12 protein-coding genes and 1 tRNA gene are annotated in these 13,520 nt (G+C 67.4%); 2 read left to right on the forward strand and 11 right to left on the reverse strand.

Features of this window, described 5'->3' with window-relative positions; translation table 11 throughout:
- Positions 1-77: 77 nt before the first annotated feature.
- The 6 genes from BLV25_RS06340 to BLV25_RS06365 all read right to left on the reverse strand — a co-directional run bounded on the left by BLV25_RS06340 (position 78) and on the right by BLV25_RS06365 (position 8,253).
- Positions 78-575, reverse strand: coding sequence for a DUF7266 family protein (locus BLV25_RS06340; RefSeq protein ID WP_092731508.1), 498 nt, complete (start codon positions 573-575; stop codon positions 78-80).
- A complete protein-coding gene (locus BLV25_RS06345; RefSeq protein WP_143114394.1) occupies positions 565-1,641 on the reverse strand; it encodes a DUF7261 family protein in 1,077 nt (358 codons plus the stop codon). The genes BLV25_RS06340 and BLV25_RS06345 overlap by 11 nt, the downstream gene beginning before the upstream one ends.
- Positions 1,629-2,261, reverse strand: coding sequence for a DUF7288 family protein (locus tag BLV25_RS06350; RefSeq protein ID WP_092731514.1), 633 nt, complete (start codon positions 2,259-2,261; stop codon positions 1,629-1,631). The genes BLV25_RS06345 and BLV25_RS06350 overlap by 13 nt, the downstream gene beginning before the upstream one ends.
- A gap of 1 nt (position 2,262) precedes the next feature.
- The gene (locus BLV25_RS06355; protein WP_176819443.1) at positions 2,263-2,871 is read right to left on the reverse strand and encodes a DUF7287 family protein; all 609 of its coding nucleotides are present in this window, start codon (positions 2,869-2,871) and stop codon (positions 2,263-2,265) included.
- A 5-nt stretch (positions 2,872-2,876) separates the two neighbouring features.
- Positions 2,877-4,916, reverse strand: a complete 2,040-nt coding sequence (locus BLV25_RS06360) for a type II secretion system F family protein (RefSeq protein WP_021073851.1) — start codon at positions 4,914-4,916, stop codon at positions 2,877-2,879.
- A 136-nt stretch (positions 4,917-5,052) separates the two neighbouring features.
- Complete coding sequence (locus BLV25_RS06365) at positions 5,053-8,253, reverse strand: ATPase, T2SS/T4P/T4SS family (protein WP_394327115.1); 3,201 nt, start codon at positions 8,251-8,253, stop codon at positions 5,053-5,055.
- Here BLV25_RS06365 and BLV25_RS06370 point away from each other — a divergent pair.
- Positions 8,244-8,927, forward strand: a complete 684-nt coding sequence (locus tag BLV25_RS06370; RefSeq protein WP_092731520.1) for a DUF1405 domain-containing protein — start codon at positions 8,244-8,246, stop codon at positions 8,925-8,927. The two genes, BLV25_RS06365 and BLV25_RS06370, sit on opposite strands and share 10 nt — an antisense overlap.
- A gap of 594 nt (positions 8,928-9,521) precedes the next feature.
- Here BLV25_RS06370 and BLV25_RS06375 read toward each other — a convergent pair.
- The 4 genes from BLV25_RS06375 to BLV25_RS06390 all read right to left on the reverse strand — a co-directional run bounded on the left by BLV25_RS06375 (position 9,522) and on the right by BLV25_RS06390 (position 11,726).
- Positions 9,522-9,594, reverse strand: a tRNA-Arg gene (locus tag BLV25_RS06375).
- A 69-nt stretch (positions 9,595-9,663) separates the two neighbouring features.
- Positions 9,664-10,005, reverse strand: a complete 342-nt coding sequence (locus BLV25_RS06380) for a Sec-independent protein translocase subunit TatA/TatB (protein ID WP_092731523.1) — start codon at positions 10,003-10,005, stop codon at positions 9,664-9,666.
- Between the two features lie 129 nt (positions 10,006-10,134).
- The gene (locus BLV25_RS06385; RefSeq protein WP_256335660.1) at positions 10,135-10,923 is read right to left on the reverse strand and encodes an SDR family NAD(P)-dependent oxidoreductase; all 789 of its coding nucleotides are present in this window, start codon (positions 10,921-10,923) and stop codon (positions 10,135-10,137) included.
- Positions 10,908-11,726 (reverse strand): enoyl-CoA hydratase/isomerase family protein, encoded by an 819-nt coding sequence (locus BLV25_RS06390; RefSeq protein WP_092731841.1) that lies wholly within the window; start codon positions 11,724-11,726, stop codon positions 10,908-10,910. Before BLV25_RS06390 ends, BLV25_RS06385 begins: the two co-directional genes overlap by 16 nt.
- Before the next feature lie 267 nt (positions 11,727-11,993).
- Between BLV25_RS06390 and BLV25_RS06395 the strand changes: the two genes are divergently transcribed.
- Positions 11,994-12,842: an HD domain-containing protein gene (locus BLV25_RS06395; RefSeq protein ID WP_021073857.1), complete on the forward strand. Its 849-nt coding sequence runs from the start codon at positions 11,994-11,996 to the stop codon at positions 12,840-12,842.
- 69 nt (positions 12,843-12,911) lie between these two features.
- Here BLV25_RS06395 and BLV25_RS17810 read toward each other — a convergent pair whose 3' ends face one another.
- Positions 12,912-13,409 (reverse strand): hypothetical protein, encoded by a 498-nt coding sequence (locus BLV25_RS17810; protein WP_256335661.1) that lies wholly within the window; start codon positions 13,407-13,409, stop codon positions 12,912-12,914.
- Positions 13,410-13,520 lie beyond the last annotated feature (111 nt).

Below are 13,520 nucleotides of genomic sequence, written 5' to 3' on the forward strand. Positions count from 1 at the left end.
CGCCGAACGGTCTCGGGAGCTCGGACGAGCCACTCGGAGCGCTACTTGGACGAGCCACTCGGAGCGCTACTTGGGAACTACCCGATCGCTCCGCGCTCGAGCTGGAGCTCCCCGCTCCCGTCGTCGTATCGGATCACGACCGGGCCGCCGGCGACGGAGGCGTCGCTGACGGGGGTGTGCGTCACGACTCGCGTCGTGTACGTCGCCGACCCGTCGGTGTTCTCGAGGTGGATCGTGGCTGTGTACGGCGGATCGCCGCCCGCCGATCCCGTCACGCGGACGGTATATCCACCGCCGGCGATCCGCGATCGGAGCGGAACGGCGACTTCGACCGTCGGCGATGCGGACGATCCCGCGGCTTCGACCAGCCGATCGGCGTCGGCATAGCCCGTGGCCACCCGCTCGCCCGCCACCTCGAAGCCGGTCGTTGCCGCCGCAGTCTGCTGGTCGGCGAGCACGTTCCCGCCGGCGACGAACAGCCCCGAGACGAGCAGCGAGGCGATGACCAGCCCGAGGACGTAGCCGACCACGGTCGAGACGCCGCGTTCGTCGCCGGCGAGTCGCTTACACACCATCGTACGGTGCCTCCCCCGGGGCGACCCGGATCGAGGTCTCGTACCGGACGTCCTCGGACCGGTACCGGACGTCGTAGCTCACGTCGTAGACGACCGCCTCGATGATCGGATCTCCGTCGTCCGGGTCGGCGGGGTCGTCGTAGGCGTCGCTCGGCGTGCTGTCGATCGATCCGGCCGGTTCGTTCACCTGCAGGTCGTACGACCCCGTGACTGCGTCGCCGTTCCAGTAGGCGATCGAGTGATCGCGACCGACGGAGGCGAAGAACGAGTCGTCGAAGGTCGTCGTGTCTTCGGGGTCGTCGCCCGGAGCGACGGTGCCGTTGGTGACGTCGACGACGATCGTCCCCGATCCGACACAGACCGGGTCGGAGAGGTCGGCGTCGTCGGCAGCCGCATCGACGGCGCCGTCGACGTCCCGACGGACGAGACAGCTCTTGCTTGAATCGTCCGGGTTCTCGTACAGGTGGAGCGCGTGTGCGTCGCCGAACGCGACGAAGAACGAGTCGGTGACGTTCGCCGGATCGCCATCGGGATCGATCGACTCGCTGGGGTCGGCCTCGATCGTGTAGTTCCGAACGCTGACGGACGTCGCGAGCGTCCAATTGTGTCGCGAGGGGTTTTCGGCCGGGTGGAAGTGGTCGTCCGTGCCGGTCGGCTCGTCGCTGATCCTGGATCCGTCCGTCGTCGCCACGCCCGTGACGGTCGTCACTCGCCCGCGTCTCGCCGCGTGCCGGGTGGAGGCGTTCTCCCAGGCGGTGATCCCGTCCTCGACGGTTGCGCTCAGCGTCGCGTGGGTCGCGGTGCCGTCGTGGTCGTTCGCCGACGCGAGGAGGCGTTCGCCGACGTCGGCGGCCATCCCGTGATATTCTATCGGGACGTCGGCGTCGGCGCCGGCGTCGCGGGTCGCGAGGGTGCCGGAGTAGATGACGCTGTTCAAAAGCACCGCCAGCGTGACGAACAGGACCGCGAGAACGATCGCGGCGACGAGGAACAGCTGGCCGCGGTCGGTTCGCGACTCCGTGCTGGTGTGTGTGTCACTCTCCGGAACCACACTCACATCCGCCATACCGTCACCTCCACCTCGACCACGTTGAACGCCGGCGAGTCCGCGCCGTCGACGTCGCGGTCGACGAAGTAGGTCCCGTTGCTCGCGGCCTCGGCAACCGTCTCGCCGGTCGCGCTCCCGTCGGCCGCGCGGATCGCGTCGGCCTCGAACAGCGTCACCTGGTGGGTCGCCGTCGCGGCGTGGTCGCTCGGCGTGCCCAGTTCGATGAGCGGCTGCCGACGGCGGTCGCCGTCGTGGAGGTAGTAGAGGTTCACGTTGACCGCGGTCCCGCGGTCGAGGAACGTCTCCGAGAGGGCCGGCGCGAACGCCGGCACGTTCGGTCCGGTCGGGATCCGTCCGTCGTACTGTCCCTTCCCTCCGGTCGCGCCGTGGAACCGATCGTCCTCGGCGGAGGTGTTGTAGTACAGCAGCGTTCGTTTGAGGCTCCCGTTCTCGGCCTCCCCCGCGAGCAGCCCCTGCGCCAGCTCGGCCTGCTGGGTCTCGATGTGCTGGTTCGAGGTACTGCCGGACAGCGGCGTCACCGCCGTCACCTGCAGCGCGAACAGGATCGCCGAGAGCAACACGATCGCGGCCGCGACCGCCTCGAGGGTGTGTGCCTGTCCGCGCGAGTCGCGACCCATCTCACCACACCCTCACGACCAGCCGGTAGGTCCGCTGCTGTCCGGTCCCGTCATCGAGAAGGACGATCCGGCGTGCGACGGTCACCGTGCCGATCCCGTCGGGGTCGGGGCCGGCAGCGGGCGTGACGGACGTACCGTCATAGGACAGGCTCGGCGGAGACCCGCCGACTGACCGGGGTTCGATCGTCACGTTCACGACGTGGTCGGTCGCGAGCGCCTCGGCGGGCGTCGTGGCTCCCTCATCGAATCGGCAGTCGGCGCCTTTCGGTTCGTCCTGTTCCAGCTGCCGGAAGAACGCGGCCGTGCACGTTTCGTTCAGCCGATTGCCGTCGGCGGGATGCCCGAGCACGTCGCCGGACAGCGACTCGGCGAACCGGTCGGCGGCCTGGGTGGGATCGACGTCCTCGAACGGCGTCATCATTCCCGGGAGGAACGCGACGACGAACACCACGACGATGAGGAACGTGCTCGCGCCGATCGCGAAATCGAGCGTGGTCTGTGCGCGTCCGTCCGTCCGCGTCGCTTCACGTCCGTCCGTCCGCGTCGCTTCACCCCGGTTCGTTCGCGTCGATTCATCGAGATCCATCCGTGTTACCGCGCCGAGATCCATCCGTGTCACCCCACGTAGATCCACGTCGCGAGGGCGATGCTCAACAGCACGATCACGAACTTGACGCCGGAGATGATGTCGGCGTTGCGGATGTAGCCGCTGATGAACCCCGAGAGGATCGCCTGGATCGTCACGGCGTGGAAGAACAGCAGCGACAGGAGCTCGGGGTTGACGCCGCCGCCGAAGTCCATCTCCCCGGCCTGGTTGCCGCTCGCGGCGGCGTCGCCGCCGGAGTCGACGAGCTGGGCCATCACGTCGATGAACTGCGTCTGGAGGATCGCCATCACCCCGAGCAGGGTCACGTAGGTCATCAGGATGATCGCCACCTGCATCCGGGTGCGCGACTTCCGCTCGCGGTCGATGTCGTCCTGGTTCTCCGAGGCCTGCGCCGCGGTCGTCAACACGTCCGTGATCTGGGAGGAGGCCTCCTGTGCCTCCGAGATCAGCTTGACCGTCCGGGCGAGCCGGGGGATGTGGTACTTGTTGTTGAACTCGATGAACGCCTCCCGGAGGCTCATCCCGTAGTTCACCTTCGCGTACATCACGTCGAACTCGTCGGCGAGCTTCCCGGAGGAGGTCTCCGAGACCGTTCGGATCGACTCCAACAGGGTCTGGCCCGTGTCGTTGGCCGAGGAGAGCTTCCGGAGGTTCTCGGAGAGCTTTCCGACGATCGCCGTCCGTGACCGCTCGTGCCACTCGTGGAACACGGCCAGCGGAACGAGGGTGAGATACAGCGGGACGTACGCCCAGATGACGGTGCTCCAGACCGGTCGCGCGATCCAGGCGTCGACGGTCGTGGGCGCGGCGCCGAGCACGACCGCGTTCGCGACCAGGACGACGGCGGCGGGAACGGTCAACACCAGCGTGTACAGGGGGTTCTGCTTGAAGAACAGGTGCGGCTGTTTGAGCAGCTCCAGCGTCTTGTGGGTTCCCTCGCGGCCCTTGATGCGGTCGAAGACCGAGTGTCGGCCGACGAATCCCTCGACGAGGCCGAGATGGAACAGCCCCTCCTTGCTCGTCGTCTCCAGGCGGTCGCTGCCGTCGCCCGGCCGGAGGTAGCCGTCGCCGGGCTCGTCCTGTTTCACCGTCGAGACGAGCACGAGGAACCCGACGCCGGTCAGCGGAATGAGCAGGTAGACGGTCGCGTACAGCAGCCGGTCGTCGGAATCGCCCATCATCCCCATGATGACGAGGAGGATGATGAGCAACAGCGGGAACAGCGAGAGCGTCATGTACATCTCGCCGAACAGCTCGAGCGTCTCGAGGGTCATCTCCTGTTGCTGTTTGGCCGTTCGGAGGTGTTTCTCCTTCTTGTCGCTCAGGAACCGCTCCATATCCCCTCCGGAGTTGACGATCGAGAGCATGTCGGTGAGAAACTGCGAGAGCTCCTCGGAGGGCGTCTCCATCGACTGCTGCCGGATGGCGTTCCGGTAGTCGGTGCCGAAGTACTCGGTCTCGTTGACGATGCTCTGGAACTCCCGCGAGACCTCGCCGTAGGTGTCCTCGGCGGCCGCCATCGCCCGGAGGATCTCGAGTTGATTCAGCCCGCCGACCGACAGCGCGTACATGAACGACACCGAGTCGGCAAGCAGCATATCGATCTCCCGCTTGCGCGACGACGAGCGCGAGTACGGGACCACGAGCAGGCTTCCGAACCCGAGCACGAACCCGATCGACCCGAAGACCAGTCCGGCGATGAACACCGCCGTCGGAACGGCAAGCGACCGAAGGAACGCCGCGAGCTCCGGGTCCGGAACCGGAATGCCGAGCCGAACCGCGTTCGGGTCCACGATGCCGACCGCGAAGGCCGTATAGCTGGCGAACGATCCGACCACCCAGAGCACGAGGCCGGTGAGAATCCCGATCCCGAGCGCCTTCGAGACGTACAGCTCGACGGTGTCGGTCATCCGTGCCTCGGTCAGCTTCGCCTCGATGTCCGCGACGAAGTCGCCGTCCGGGTCGAAGACGAGCTGAAAGACGGGGTAGAACGCGGTCCCGAGCAGGTCCGTGCCGGTCGCGGCCTCCTCGGGTCCCGAGACGCTCATCGGTCCGTCACTCCCCGTCGGTGGTCGCTCTGCTTCCGCCGGCTCTGCTTCCGCCGGTGGTCGCTCTGCTTCCGCCGGTGGCGACTCCTCCTCCGCCGTCGATCACTCGGTAAGACGTGTGGGGGCGGCGCGGCGGTCATTCTCCCGACCCGCCGTCCTCGATCGGCCCGAATCCCCACTCGTCGATCTCGGCCTCCGCGTCGTCGTCGGAATCGACCGGGTCACTCGCTTCGTCCGGTTCCTCCGTTTCGTCCGGCTTCTCCGTTTCGTCCGGCTCTCCCGATCCGGATGGACCGGAGCCGTCACCGTCCGATCCGTCGGCGGCCTGCGGTTCCGTCGGCCGGTTCGGATTTCGGAGCGACAACGACTCCTCCGCCCCATCGTCCGATCCCGGGGTCGTGTCCGCCACCGTCCCGGTCGAGTCGTCGGGAGCGGCCGGATCGGCCTCCCCGGACCTCGTCCTGTCCGTGGATCGGGCATCCCCTGGCTGCGTCTCGCTCGATCCAGCGTCGCCCGGTTCGGCGTCGTCCGGTTCGGCGTCGTCCGGTTCGGCGTCATCCGGTTCGGCGTTCGGTTCGATCCCGTCGGGGTCGATCTCGTCGGAGTCGACCGTGCCGGCTTCGACCGCGCCCGAGCCGTCGTCCGTCGATCCGGCCGCCGCGGCGATGGACTGCAGCGTCGACCGGTCGGCCGCCGGATCCGCCTCGACGTCCGACGCGGCGGGAACGTCGACGAGCGCGTCCGCGACCGAGTCCGGGACGGTGCCGCGATACTCCGCGAACAGGGCCTCGGCGTCGGCGAGGATCTCCTTGGCCTCGGCCAGTCCGTCCTCGCCCGGCTCCGGACGCGGCACCATCGCCTCGGTCTCTGGGTCGACGTTGATCTGGACCGACTCCATCTCGCGGAGGTCCTCGAGCGAGCTGCGCAGGCCGTCGTTGGCCATCAGCGCGAGGATCGTCTCGGGGTCGTTGATGAACGCCTGGAAGGTGGCGGCCACCTCCGCGTAGGTGTTGAGCCCGCGGTCGATGAGGTACGCCAGAACGACGCGGCGTTTGAACAGCTCCGCGTCCAGCGTCTCCCGGTCCCAGCCGCGGTCGAAGATGATCTCCTCGAGCGTGCTCGACTCGCCCATCCGGAGGAACTCGTCGGTCTCGGCCTGCCACTGGAAGACGTCCTGGACGTTTATCTCGTCGTTCTCGGCGTCGTAGTGGTTGATCTCGGTGAGCGACTTGTTCCGTCTGACCTTCCGACCCTTCACGCGCGTCGACGACTGGACGGAGACCAGATCCAGCGCCGTGAACATCGTCTTCGAGACGTTGATCGGGTCGGTGGTGAACCGCTTGAGCACCTCCCCGACGGAGTCGGCGTGGAAGGTCGTGTAGGTCGTGTGGCCCGTCGACATCACCTGGAAGGCCGTCCGTCCCTCCTCGCCGCGGATCTCGCCCATTACGATGTAGTCGGGACGCTGGCGGAGCGCGGCCTCGAGCAGGTCGAACTCGTCGACGTCGCCCTTGTCGTCGTCGCTGAAGGAGGGCCGGGTGACGGAGGCGATCCAGTTGCGCTGCGGGAGCTCGACCTCGCGGGTGTCCTCGATGGAGACGATCTTCGAGTTGGACGGGATGAAAAGCGAGACCGCGTTCAGGCTCGTCGTCTTCCCGGAGGCGGTCCCGCCCGCGAAGATGAGCGACTTGTGGTTCTCGATGCACAGCCACAGGAAGGCCATCTCCTCCAGCGAGAACGTGTTCCAGTTGACGAGGTCGACCGGCGTGAAGGGGACGTCCTTGAACTGCCGGATGGTGTAGTTCGTGCCGTGGTCGGAGACCTCCGTGCCGAGGGTGAGCTGCGCCCGCGAACCGTCCGGCAGCGTACAGTCGACCTGCGGCGACCGCTTGGAGATCCCCTTCCCGGAGCGCTGGGCGAGCTTCACGACGAAGTCGTCGAGCTCGGTCGTCCCGTGGTGGACGTTCGAGATGAGCTGTTCGTACTCGGAGTGGTAGACGAACACCGGGGAGTCGTATCCGTCACAGGAGACGTCCTCGACGTTGATGTCGTACTTTATCGGGTCGATCCGCTCGTAGCCGATGAAGTCGCGCTTGAGGTAATACAGCAGCTTCTCGACCTGGTACTCCGAGAGCGTCTCGGCGTCCTCCTCGAGGACGGCCGGCTCCGGACGGGCGGCGATTCCCTCGAGGGTCCCGTGGTCGTCGGAGTCGGGCGGCTCGTAGCCGAGCGCCTGCGCGATCCGGCCCGCGATCCCCCCGGTCGGCTCGAATCCGAATCGCTCGAAGGCCGTCTCGATCGAGCTCGCGTCCGACTCGCGCGAGTAGAGGTCGTACCGGTCGAGCAGCCGGTAGGTCTCCTCGGCGATCACCGCCTTCCGCTCCGCCTCGTCGCCGCCGGCGATCGACTCGTCGGCGTACTTGATCGACGTGCGCAGCTTGCCGGTGAGGTAGTCGTTGATGTCGGTCTCGATCTCGGTGCGGTACGGCTGGACCGCGTAGTACTTCTTCTCGTTCTCCTTCGTGGAGTGAAAGAGTATCACGAACGCGTACGGCTTGTTCACCCAGTAGCGCTCGATCTCCCGGAAGTGCGACTTCTTCGCGGTCGGGACCGCCTTCTCCAGGTCGTACCGGTTGACGAGCGTGGTCGTTCCCTCGGCGGTCGCGAAGAACGCGTCCTCGTCGACGTCGTCGGCGACGTTCACCGTCCGCTCCTCGACCGCGCTCGAGAGGTGGGCGGCGAGCCCGGCGCCGGCGGACAGGAAGGCATCGGTCGCATCGGGATCGAAGCCGAGCGCCGCCGCCGCGTCGAACGGCTCGGCGTCGCCATCGGCCCCGGTCGGCGGCTCGCCGCGGTCGTCGTAAAAGTACTCGTGCTTGTAGTCCTCCCAGGTGTAATACCCCTTCGCGACCGGAACTGAATCGAGGTCGTACCGCCGTGCACACCGGTCGCGGAGCGTCTCGCCGACGGCGGCCGCGGTCGCGATCCGGTCCCCGAGCGCGGCGGGATCGATCCCGGACCCGTTTTCCGGGACGCCCCCGGCATCGTCGGCCGGATCGAGATCGGCCCGACCTCGCTCGGCATCGGGGCGGTCCGGCTCGCCGTCGGCGTTCTCAGCCATTACCCGCACCAATCCCGGGAGAGGCAAAAAGGCTTCCACCAAACTCGTCAGCGAGACAACCCGTCGCGGTCGTTTTCGGCGGGATCGGTCGATCGACGGACACGCCGGCGCCGTCCGCGGGACGGTCCGGTGATCGCGGTTTCCGCGGGAGCTCCGTGAATCGAGCCTCCCGCGAGGTTTTTCCACCAGGACGCCGGAGCGGGAGTGTGAGCCGATCGGACCGGATCCCCGTCGTCGCGCTCCGCGATCCGACGGTTCGGCGTCGGATACGCGACCGGGCCGCCGAGGAGTTCCTCGGCGACGCGTCCAGCCTGCTGGCGACGCTCGGCATCTGCGCGGTCGGCGTGCTCGTCGGGGGGCGCTTCTACGTCGCGACGATGCCCGCGGTGCCGACGCTGCTGTGGCCGCTGTACGCGGACTCGCCGACCGCGCTTGCCCTCGTGATGCTCGCGCTCGCCGCGCTCCTTCCGACCGTCGGGTCGGGTCGCGCGGCGCGCGAAACTCCGACTAACCGGCCGCTCGCGTACCTCCAGACGCTCGCGTTCGTGTGGCTCGTCAAATACGGACTCTGGCCGCTGGTCGCGTTGAACCGCCACGCCGACCTCTACCTCGGGTCCCCCGACGCGCTGGCGTCCTACTGGGGGATCCTGGTCACGCATCTGCTGTTCGTCGCGCTGGCGCTCCTGCTGCCCGCGATCGGTCGGACCACCCGCGGGGCGTTGGGACTCGCGCTGGGACTGTCGCTGTGTAACGACGTCCTCGATTACGGGTTCGGATTCCACCCCCCACTTCGATACGATCCCGGCGTGGTGCTGCCGGTCGTGACCGTCGCGATCGGCGTCGGCGCGGTCGTCCTCGCGAACCGGTCGTTCCGCCGGCTCGGGGAGTAAGGGAGGCTCGCGCCGGAAGCGATCCTCGACGTCGACTATACGAACCCGGATGCCGTTACTGGCCTGCCGGAGGGATATTTGAAGGGATGTGGCGGACGAGACGTTCAACCTGATTCCGGTGAGGGACGGGAATTCGTTCGTGGAGCCGCTAGAGCATCGTTCGAAGCGGATGCTGGCGAAGTCTTATTTAAACGATGTTATGGAAACTCGTCCACGATGGCGTGGCTGACCGACCGCGACCGTATCCGCCAGTTGGGATGGCATCCACCGTCTGGGGAGGATTCGACGGAGGTCCTGCGAGCGAACGTATCAATGCGCCAGTGGGAAGCTGCGGCGGGAGTCCCACGAGGAACGCATAAATGCGCTATCGGAGGGTTCTGCCAGAGTATCACAAACGAACGTATGAATACGCTAGCGGGAGGACGCGGCGGAAATCCCCCAAGGAACGTATGAATGCGTTAGCAGGAGGACGCGGCGGGAGTCCCCCAAGGAACGTATGAATGCGTTAGCAGGAGGACGCGGCGGGAGTCTCGCGAGCGAACGACGTGAGCGAGCGGGACTACGCCGCGGCCGCGAGTGAACGCAGTGAACGAGCGGACGCGGCGGGATTCGAACCCGCGATCGAGAGGTTAGGAACCTCTCGCCCTATCCGCTAGGCCACGCGTCCACGAGAAACGGTCGTCGATCGTCGGCCCGGTCGTCGGCGATGCGGCGGGGAAAGCGCCGTCGGCCGCGATTATTTCGACGACGATTCGGTTTCGGTTTCGGTTTCGGTCTCGGTCGCGGACTCCTCGTCGGTCGCGTCCGAGGACGTCGAGTCAGCGGACGTCGAGTCGGCCGACGCGTCCGTGCTCGTCGAGCCGGCAGCAGCCTCCTCGTCGCCCTCCTCGCCCTGCATCTCCTTGAGCTCCTCCTCGACCTCCTCGCGGCCCTTCTTGAACTCGCCCATCGCCTGGCCGGTCGAGCGGGCGAGCTTCGGGATCTTGTTCGCGCCGAACAGTAACACGAGGACGAGCAGGATGATGAGGAGTTCGGGACCGACGGGAAGCGGGCCGAACAGTGGGATCGAAGGTACCATCTCACCTCGGAGTAGCCCGGTTATTATTATATGCCTTTTGCCTTTCGACCCCCGTCCGTGCGGAGCGGCTCCGCCCGCGTCGTCGACCGCTCCGGCGGGTGGTGCGTCTCACCGACGGGCGGTGGCGCCTCACCGCCGGAGATAGCCACCGTCGACGTGGAGCGTCTCGCCGGTGATCCACTCGGCCGCGTCGCTCGCCAGGAAGACGACCGCGGACGCGACGTCCGCCGGGTCGCCGATCCGGTCGAGCGCGTACGCGTCCAGCAGCTCGTCGGCGTACTGCTCGACGAACGCCTCGGTTGCTGGGGTGTGGACGGTGCCGGGACAGACGCAGTTCACGCGGACGCCGTCACCGCCGACCTCCGTGGCGAGGGTCTTGGTGAACGACCGGTTGGCCGCCTTCGCGGCGCCGTAGACCGCGAGGCCGGGGTCGTTGCCGCGGTAGGAGGAGCTCGCGTAGTTGATGACGACGCCGGAGCGGTCGACCAGTTCGGGCAGCGCGGCGTGGGTGCAGTTCAACGTCCCGTAGAGGGAGACGCCGATCTTCCGGTCCCAGTCCTCGGGGTCGGACTCGCGAAACCGCCGGGCGCCCGCGACCCCCGCGTTGTTGACGAGGACGTCCAGGCCGCCGAGCTCCGCGACCGCGGTCTCGACCAGCGCCCGGGCCTCGTCGTAGTCGGAGACGTCGACCTCGACCGGGAGCGTCTCGGTCCCGTACTCGGAGCCGATCGTCTCGGCGGTCTCCTCGGCGGCGTCGACGTCGACGTCGGCGACGACGACCGCGGCCCCCGCCTCGGCGAACGACGCCGCAACGGTCTCGCCGATCCCTCGTCCCGACCCCGTCACGCAGACGACCTGTCCCGAGAAGTCGAGCGCGTCCTCGAAGGCCTCGAGCATCGGGGTTACCGTCCCTCCCATTCGACGTCGACGTCCGTGCCGAACGCCTCGACCGCGCGGTCGTAATCCCGCGTCTGCGAGAGCGACAGCCACGCCCGGTTGCCGTACTGGAGCGCCTCCTCGAAGCCGACCTCGCGGGTGCGGTCGGCGGCCTCCTTGATGGTGCGGACCGCGAGCGGCGGTTTGTCGACGATCGAGTCGACGAACGACTCCACCTCGTCCGCCAGTTCCGCGGCCGGGTGGACGTGGTCGATGATCCCCTCCGCCGCGGCCCGCTCGGCGTCGATCCGCTCGCCGGTCATACACAGCTCCTTCGCGCGGCTGACGCCGACGATCATCGACAGTCGCTGGGCACCCCCGCCGCCGGGAAGGACGCCGAAGTTGACTTCGGGCTGGCCGAACGTGCTCCGCTCGCTCGCCAGCCGGAAGTCTGACGCGAGCGCGATCTCCAACCCGCCGCCGAGACAGAGGCCGTCGATCCGCGCGATCACCGGCGGCTCGCACCGCTCGATCGTCTCCGCCATCTCGTGAAATCCGTCCGGGATCCGCTTCTTCTCGCCGTAGTCGGTGATCGACCGCATCTCGCCGACGTCGAGGCCGCTGCTGAAGGCCCGGTCGCCGGCACCCGAGACGACGATCGCCCGGACGGCCACGCCCGTTCGGTCCTCCTCGAGCCGCCGAAACCGACGGAATCCGTCGATGAGTTCCCGCTGCATTCGGTCGTTGATCGCGTTCATCGAGTCCGGGCGATCGAGTTCGATCCGTCCAACGCCGGCGTCCTCGTCGAACGACCAGGCGATCGCGTCGTAGTCGGGGTCCGACATCATCCGAACGGTGCTCGAGACATTATTAATGATTTACGATGATAATTTATAAATATTACATATATGATTGTATGATACGATCGTGTATAATCACCGCGGTGAGAGACAACATACCTCACTACGTGTACTGACCGACGATTCAGGGGCATCGGTCGGCGATCCACGGCGTCGGTCGGCGATCGGCCGACCATTCGCCGCCGATCGGGTCCGACGAGAGCCTCGTGGTGGCGGATGGCTTTTAAGTCAGTCGTCCATCAGGGGCGAACGATGGACATCGACGACGAGGATCCCGCCGACGGGAGAGTCGAGACCGACGCGGCCGAGTCGCGACGGGAGTACGACCCGGCGGCCGATCACGCGTTCCCGGACGGGCGGGTGAACGAGGTGCTCGAGGCGATCGAATCCGACCCCGAGATCGGAACGTACCTCGAGGCACAGAACGTCAACGCGGTCACTCGGAAGGGGTACAACGACCACGGGGCCAAACACATCGAGATCGTTCGGGACCGCGCGTTGCGGCTGTACGACCTGCTCAAGCGGGCGGGCGTCGAATTCAACGGCGCCGCCGACCAGGGCCTCGACGAGGCCGACGAGGCGGTCGTGATCGCGCTGGCGGCCACGCTCCACGACGTCGGGCACGTCGTCCACCGCGACGACCACTCCTACTACTCGATCCCGCTCGCGGCGGACCTCCTCGACCGGTTCCTCCCCGAGTGGTACGACACCGCCGCCGCGGTCCGGGTCAAGGCCGAGGTGCTCCACGCGATCCTTTGTCACCATACCGAGGAGACGCCGCTCACCCGGGAGGCCGGCGTCATCCGCATCGCCGACGGACTCGATATGGAGCGCGGGCGGTCGCGGATCCCCTACGAGAAGGGCGGCCGCGGGATCAACACCATCTCCTCGCGGGCGATCGAGCACGTCCGGCTGCGGACCGGCGACGAGAGCCCGGTCGAGGTGGAGATCACGATGAACAACGCCGCCGGCGTCTACCAGGTCGACTCCCTGTTGAAGGCGAAGCTCCGCGACTCGATGCTGGAGGACCAGGTTCGGATCGTCGCGATCAACACGAAGGGCGACGACGAGGACCGGCTCGTCGAACGGATCGAGCTGTGAGGTGATCGGCCGTTCGACGGGGCCACACGATCGATGGCGGTTCTCGCGCGATGAACTCCACGCCGGAGGTCACATCGCCCCGAGGATACGAACGAGGTTGTGGACGGCCGCCAGAAGCGAGAGCGCGCCGACGCCGCCGAACATCACCGTCAGCACGACGGTCCGGTTTCGTTTCGCGATCGCGACCGGGAGCGCGATGAGCACCATCCCCGCCAGCTTCGTCGCGATCATCCCGCGAACGAGCCCGTAGCGGTCGATGAGCGCCCGGCCGACCGGGGATCCCTCGACGAAGGGGCCGAACGCGATCGCGGCGTACGTGGTGGCCACGTCGGCGAGGATCCCGACGAGAAACAGGCCGACGGCGAACCGAAGTCGACGATCCCACGGATCCGAATTGCTCGGCCGGTCGGCGGTCGAGCGGTCGGCGGTCGGACTCCCGGCGTCCGAGCGGTCGGCGGTCGGACTCTCGGCGCCCGGCGGGTCGGCAGTCGAACTCTCGGCGGTCGAGCGTTCGACGGTCGTCCGACCGGCGCTCGCGTCGTCGGACCGCGGGCGGCGCTCCGTCACGATTGCGACCACGAGCGAGGCCGATAAAAAAACGACGACGGCGGTCGACGACGACCGACGGCAGCTGACGACGACCGACGACGTTCGATGGCGGATCGCGATCCGACCGAT

This window comes from Halopenitus persicus (genome assembly GCF_900107205.1).
Classification (GTDB): Archaea; Halobacteriota; Halobacteria; order Halobacteriales; family Haloferacaceae; genus Halopenitus; species Halopenitus persicus.

What these genes read in the sequence shown, in the direction of transcription:
- BLV25_RS06340 (WP_092731508.1), bottom strand. Translation starts at nt 575, where the DNA reads ATGGTGTGTAAGCGACTCGCCGGCGACGAACGCGGCGTCTCGACCGTG.
- BLV25_RS06345 (WP_143114394.1), bottom strand. Translation starts at nt 1,641, where the DNA reads ATGGCGGATGTGAGTGTGGTTCCGGAGAGTGACACACACACCAGCACG.
- BLV25_RS06350 (WP_092731514.1), bottom strand. Translation starts at nt 2,261, where the DNA reads ATGGGTCGCGACTCGCGCGGACAGGCACACACCCTCGAGGCGGTCGCG.
- BLV25_RS06355 (WP_176819443.1), bottom strand. Translation starts at nt 2,871, where the DNA reads ATGGATCTCGGCGCGGTAACACGGATGGATCTCGATGAATCGACGCGA.
- BLV25_RS06360 (WP_021073851.1), bottom strand. Translation starts at nt 4,916, where the DNA reads ATGAGCGTCTCGGGACCCGAGGAGGCCGCGACCGGCACGGACCTGCTC.
- BLV25_RS06380 (WP_092731523.1), bottom strand. Translation starts at nt 10,005, where the DNA reads ATGGTACCTTCGATCCCACTGTTCGGCCCGCTTCCCGTCGGTCCCGAA.
- BLV25_RS06385 (WP_256335660.1), bottom strand. Translation starts at nt 10,923, where the DNA reads ATGGGAGGGACGGTAACCCCGATGCTCGAGGCCTTCGAGGACGCGCTC.
- BLV25_RS06390 (WP_092731841.1), bottom strand. Translation starts at nt 11,726, where the DNA reads ATGTCGGACCCCGACTACGACGCGATCGCCTGGTCGTTCGACGAGGAC.
- BLV25_RS06395 (WP_021073857.1), top strand. Translation starts at nt 11,994, where the DNA reads ATGGACATCGACGACGAGGATCCCGCCGACGGGAGAGTCGAGACCGAC.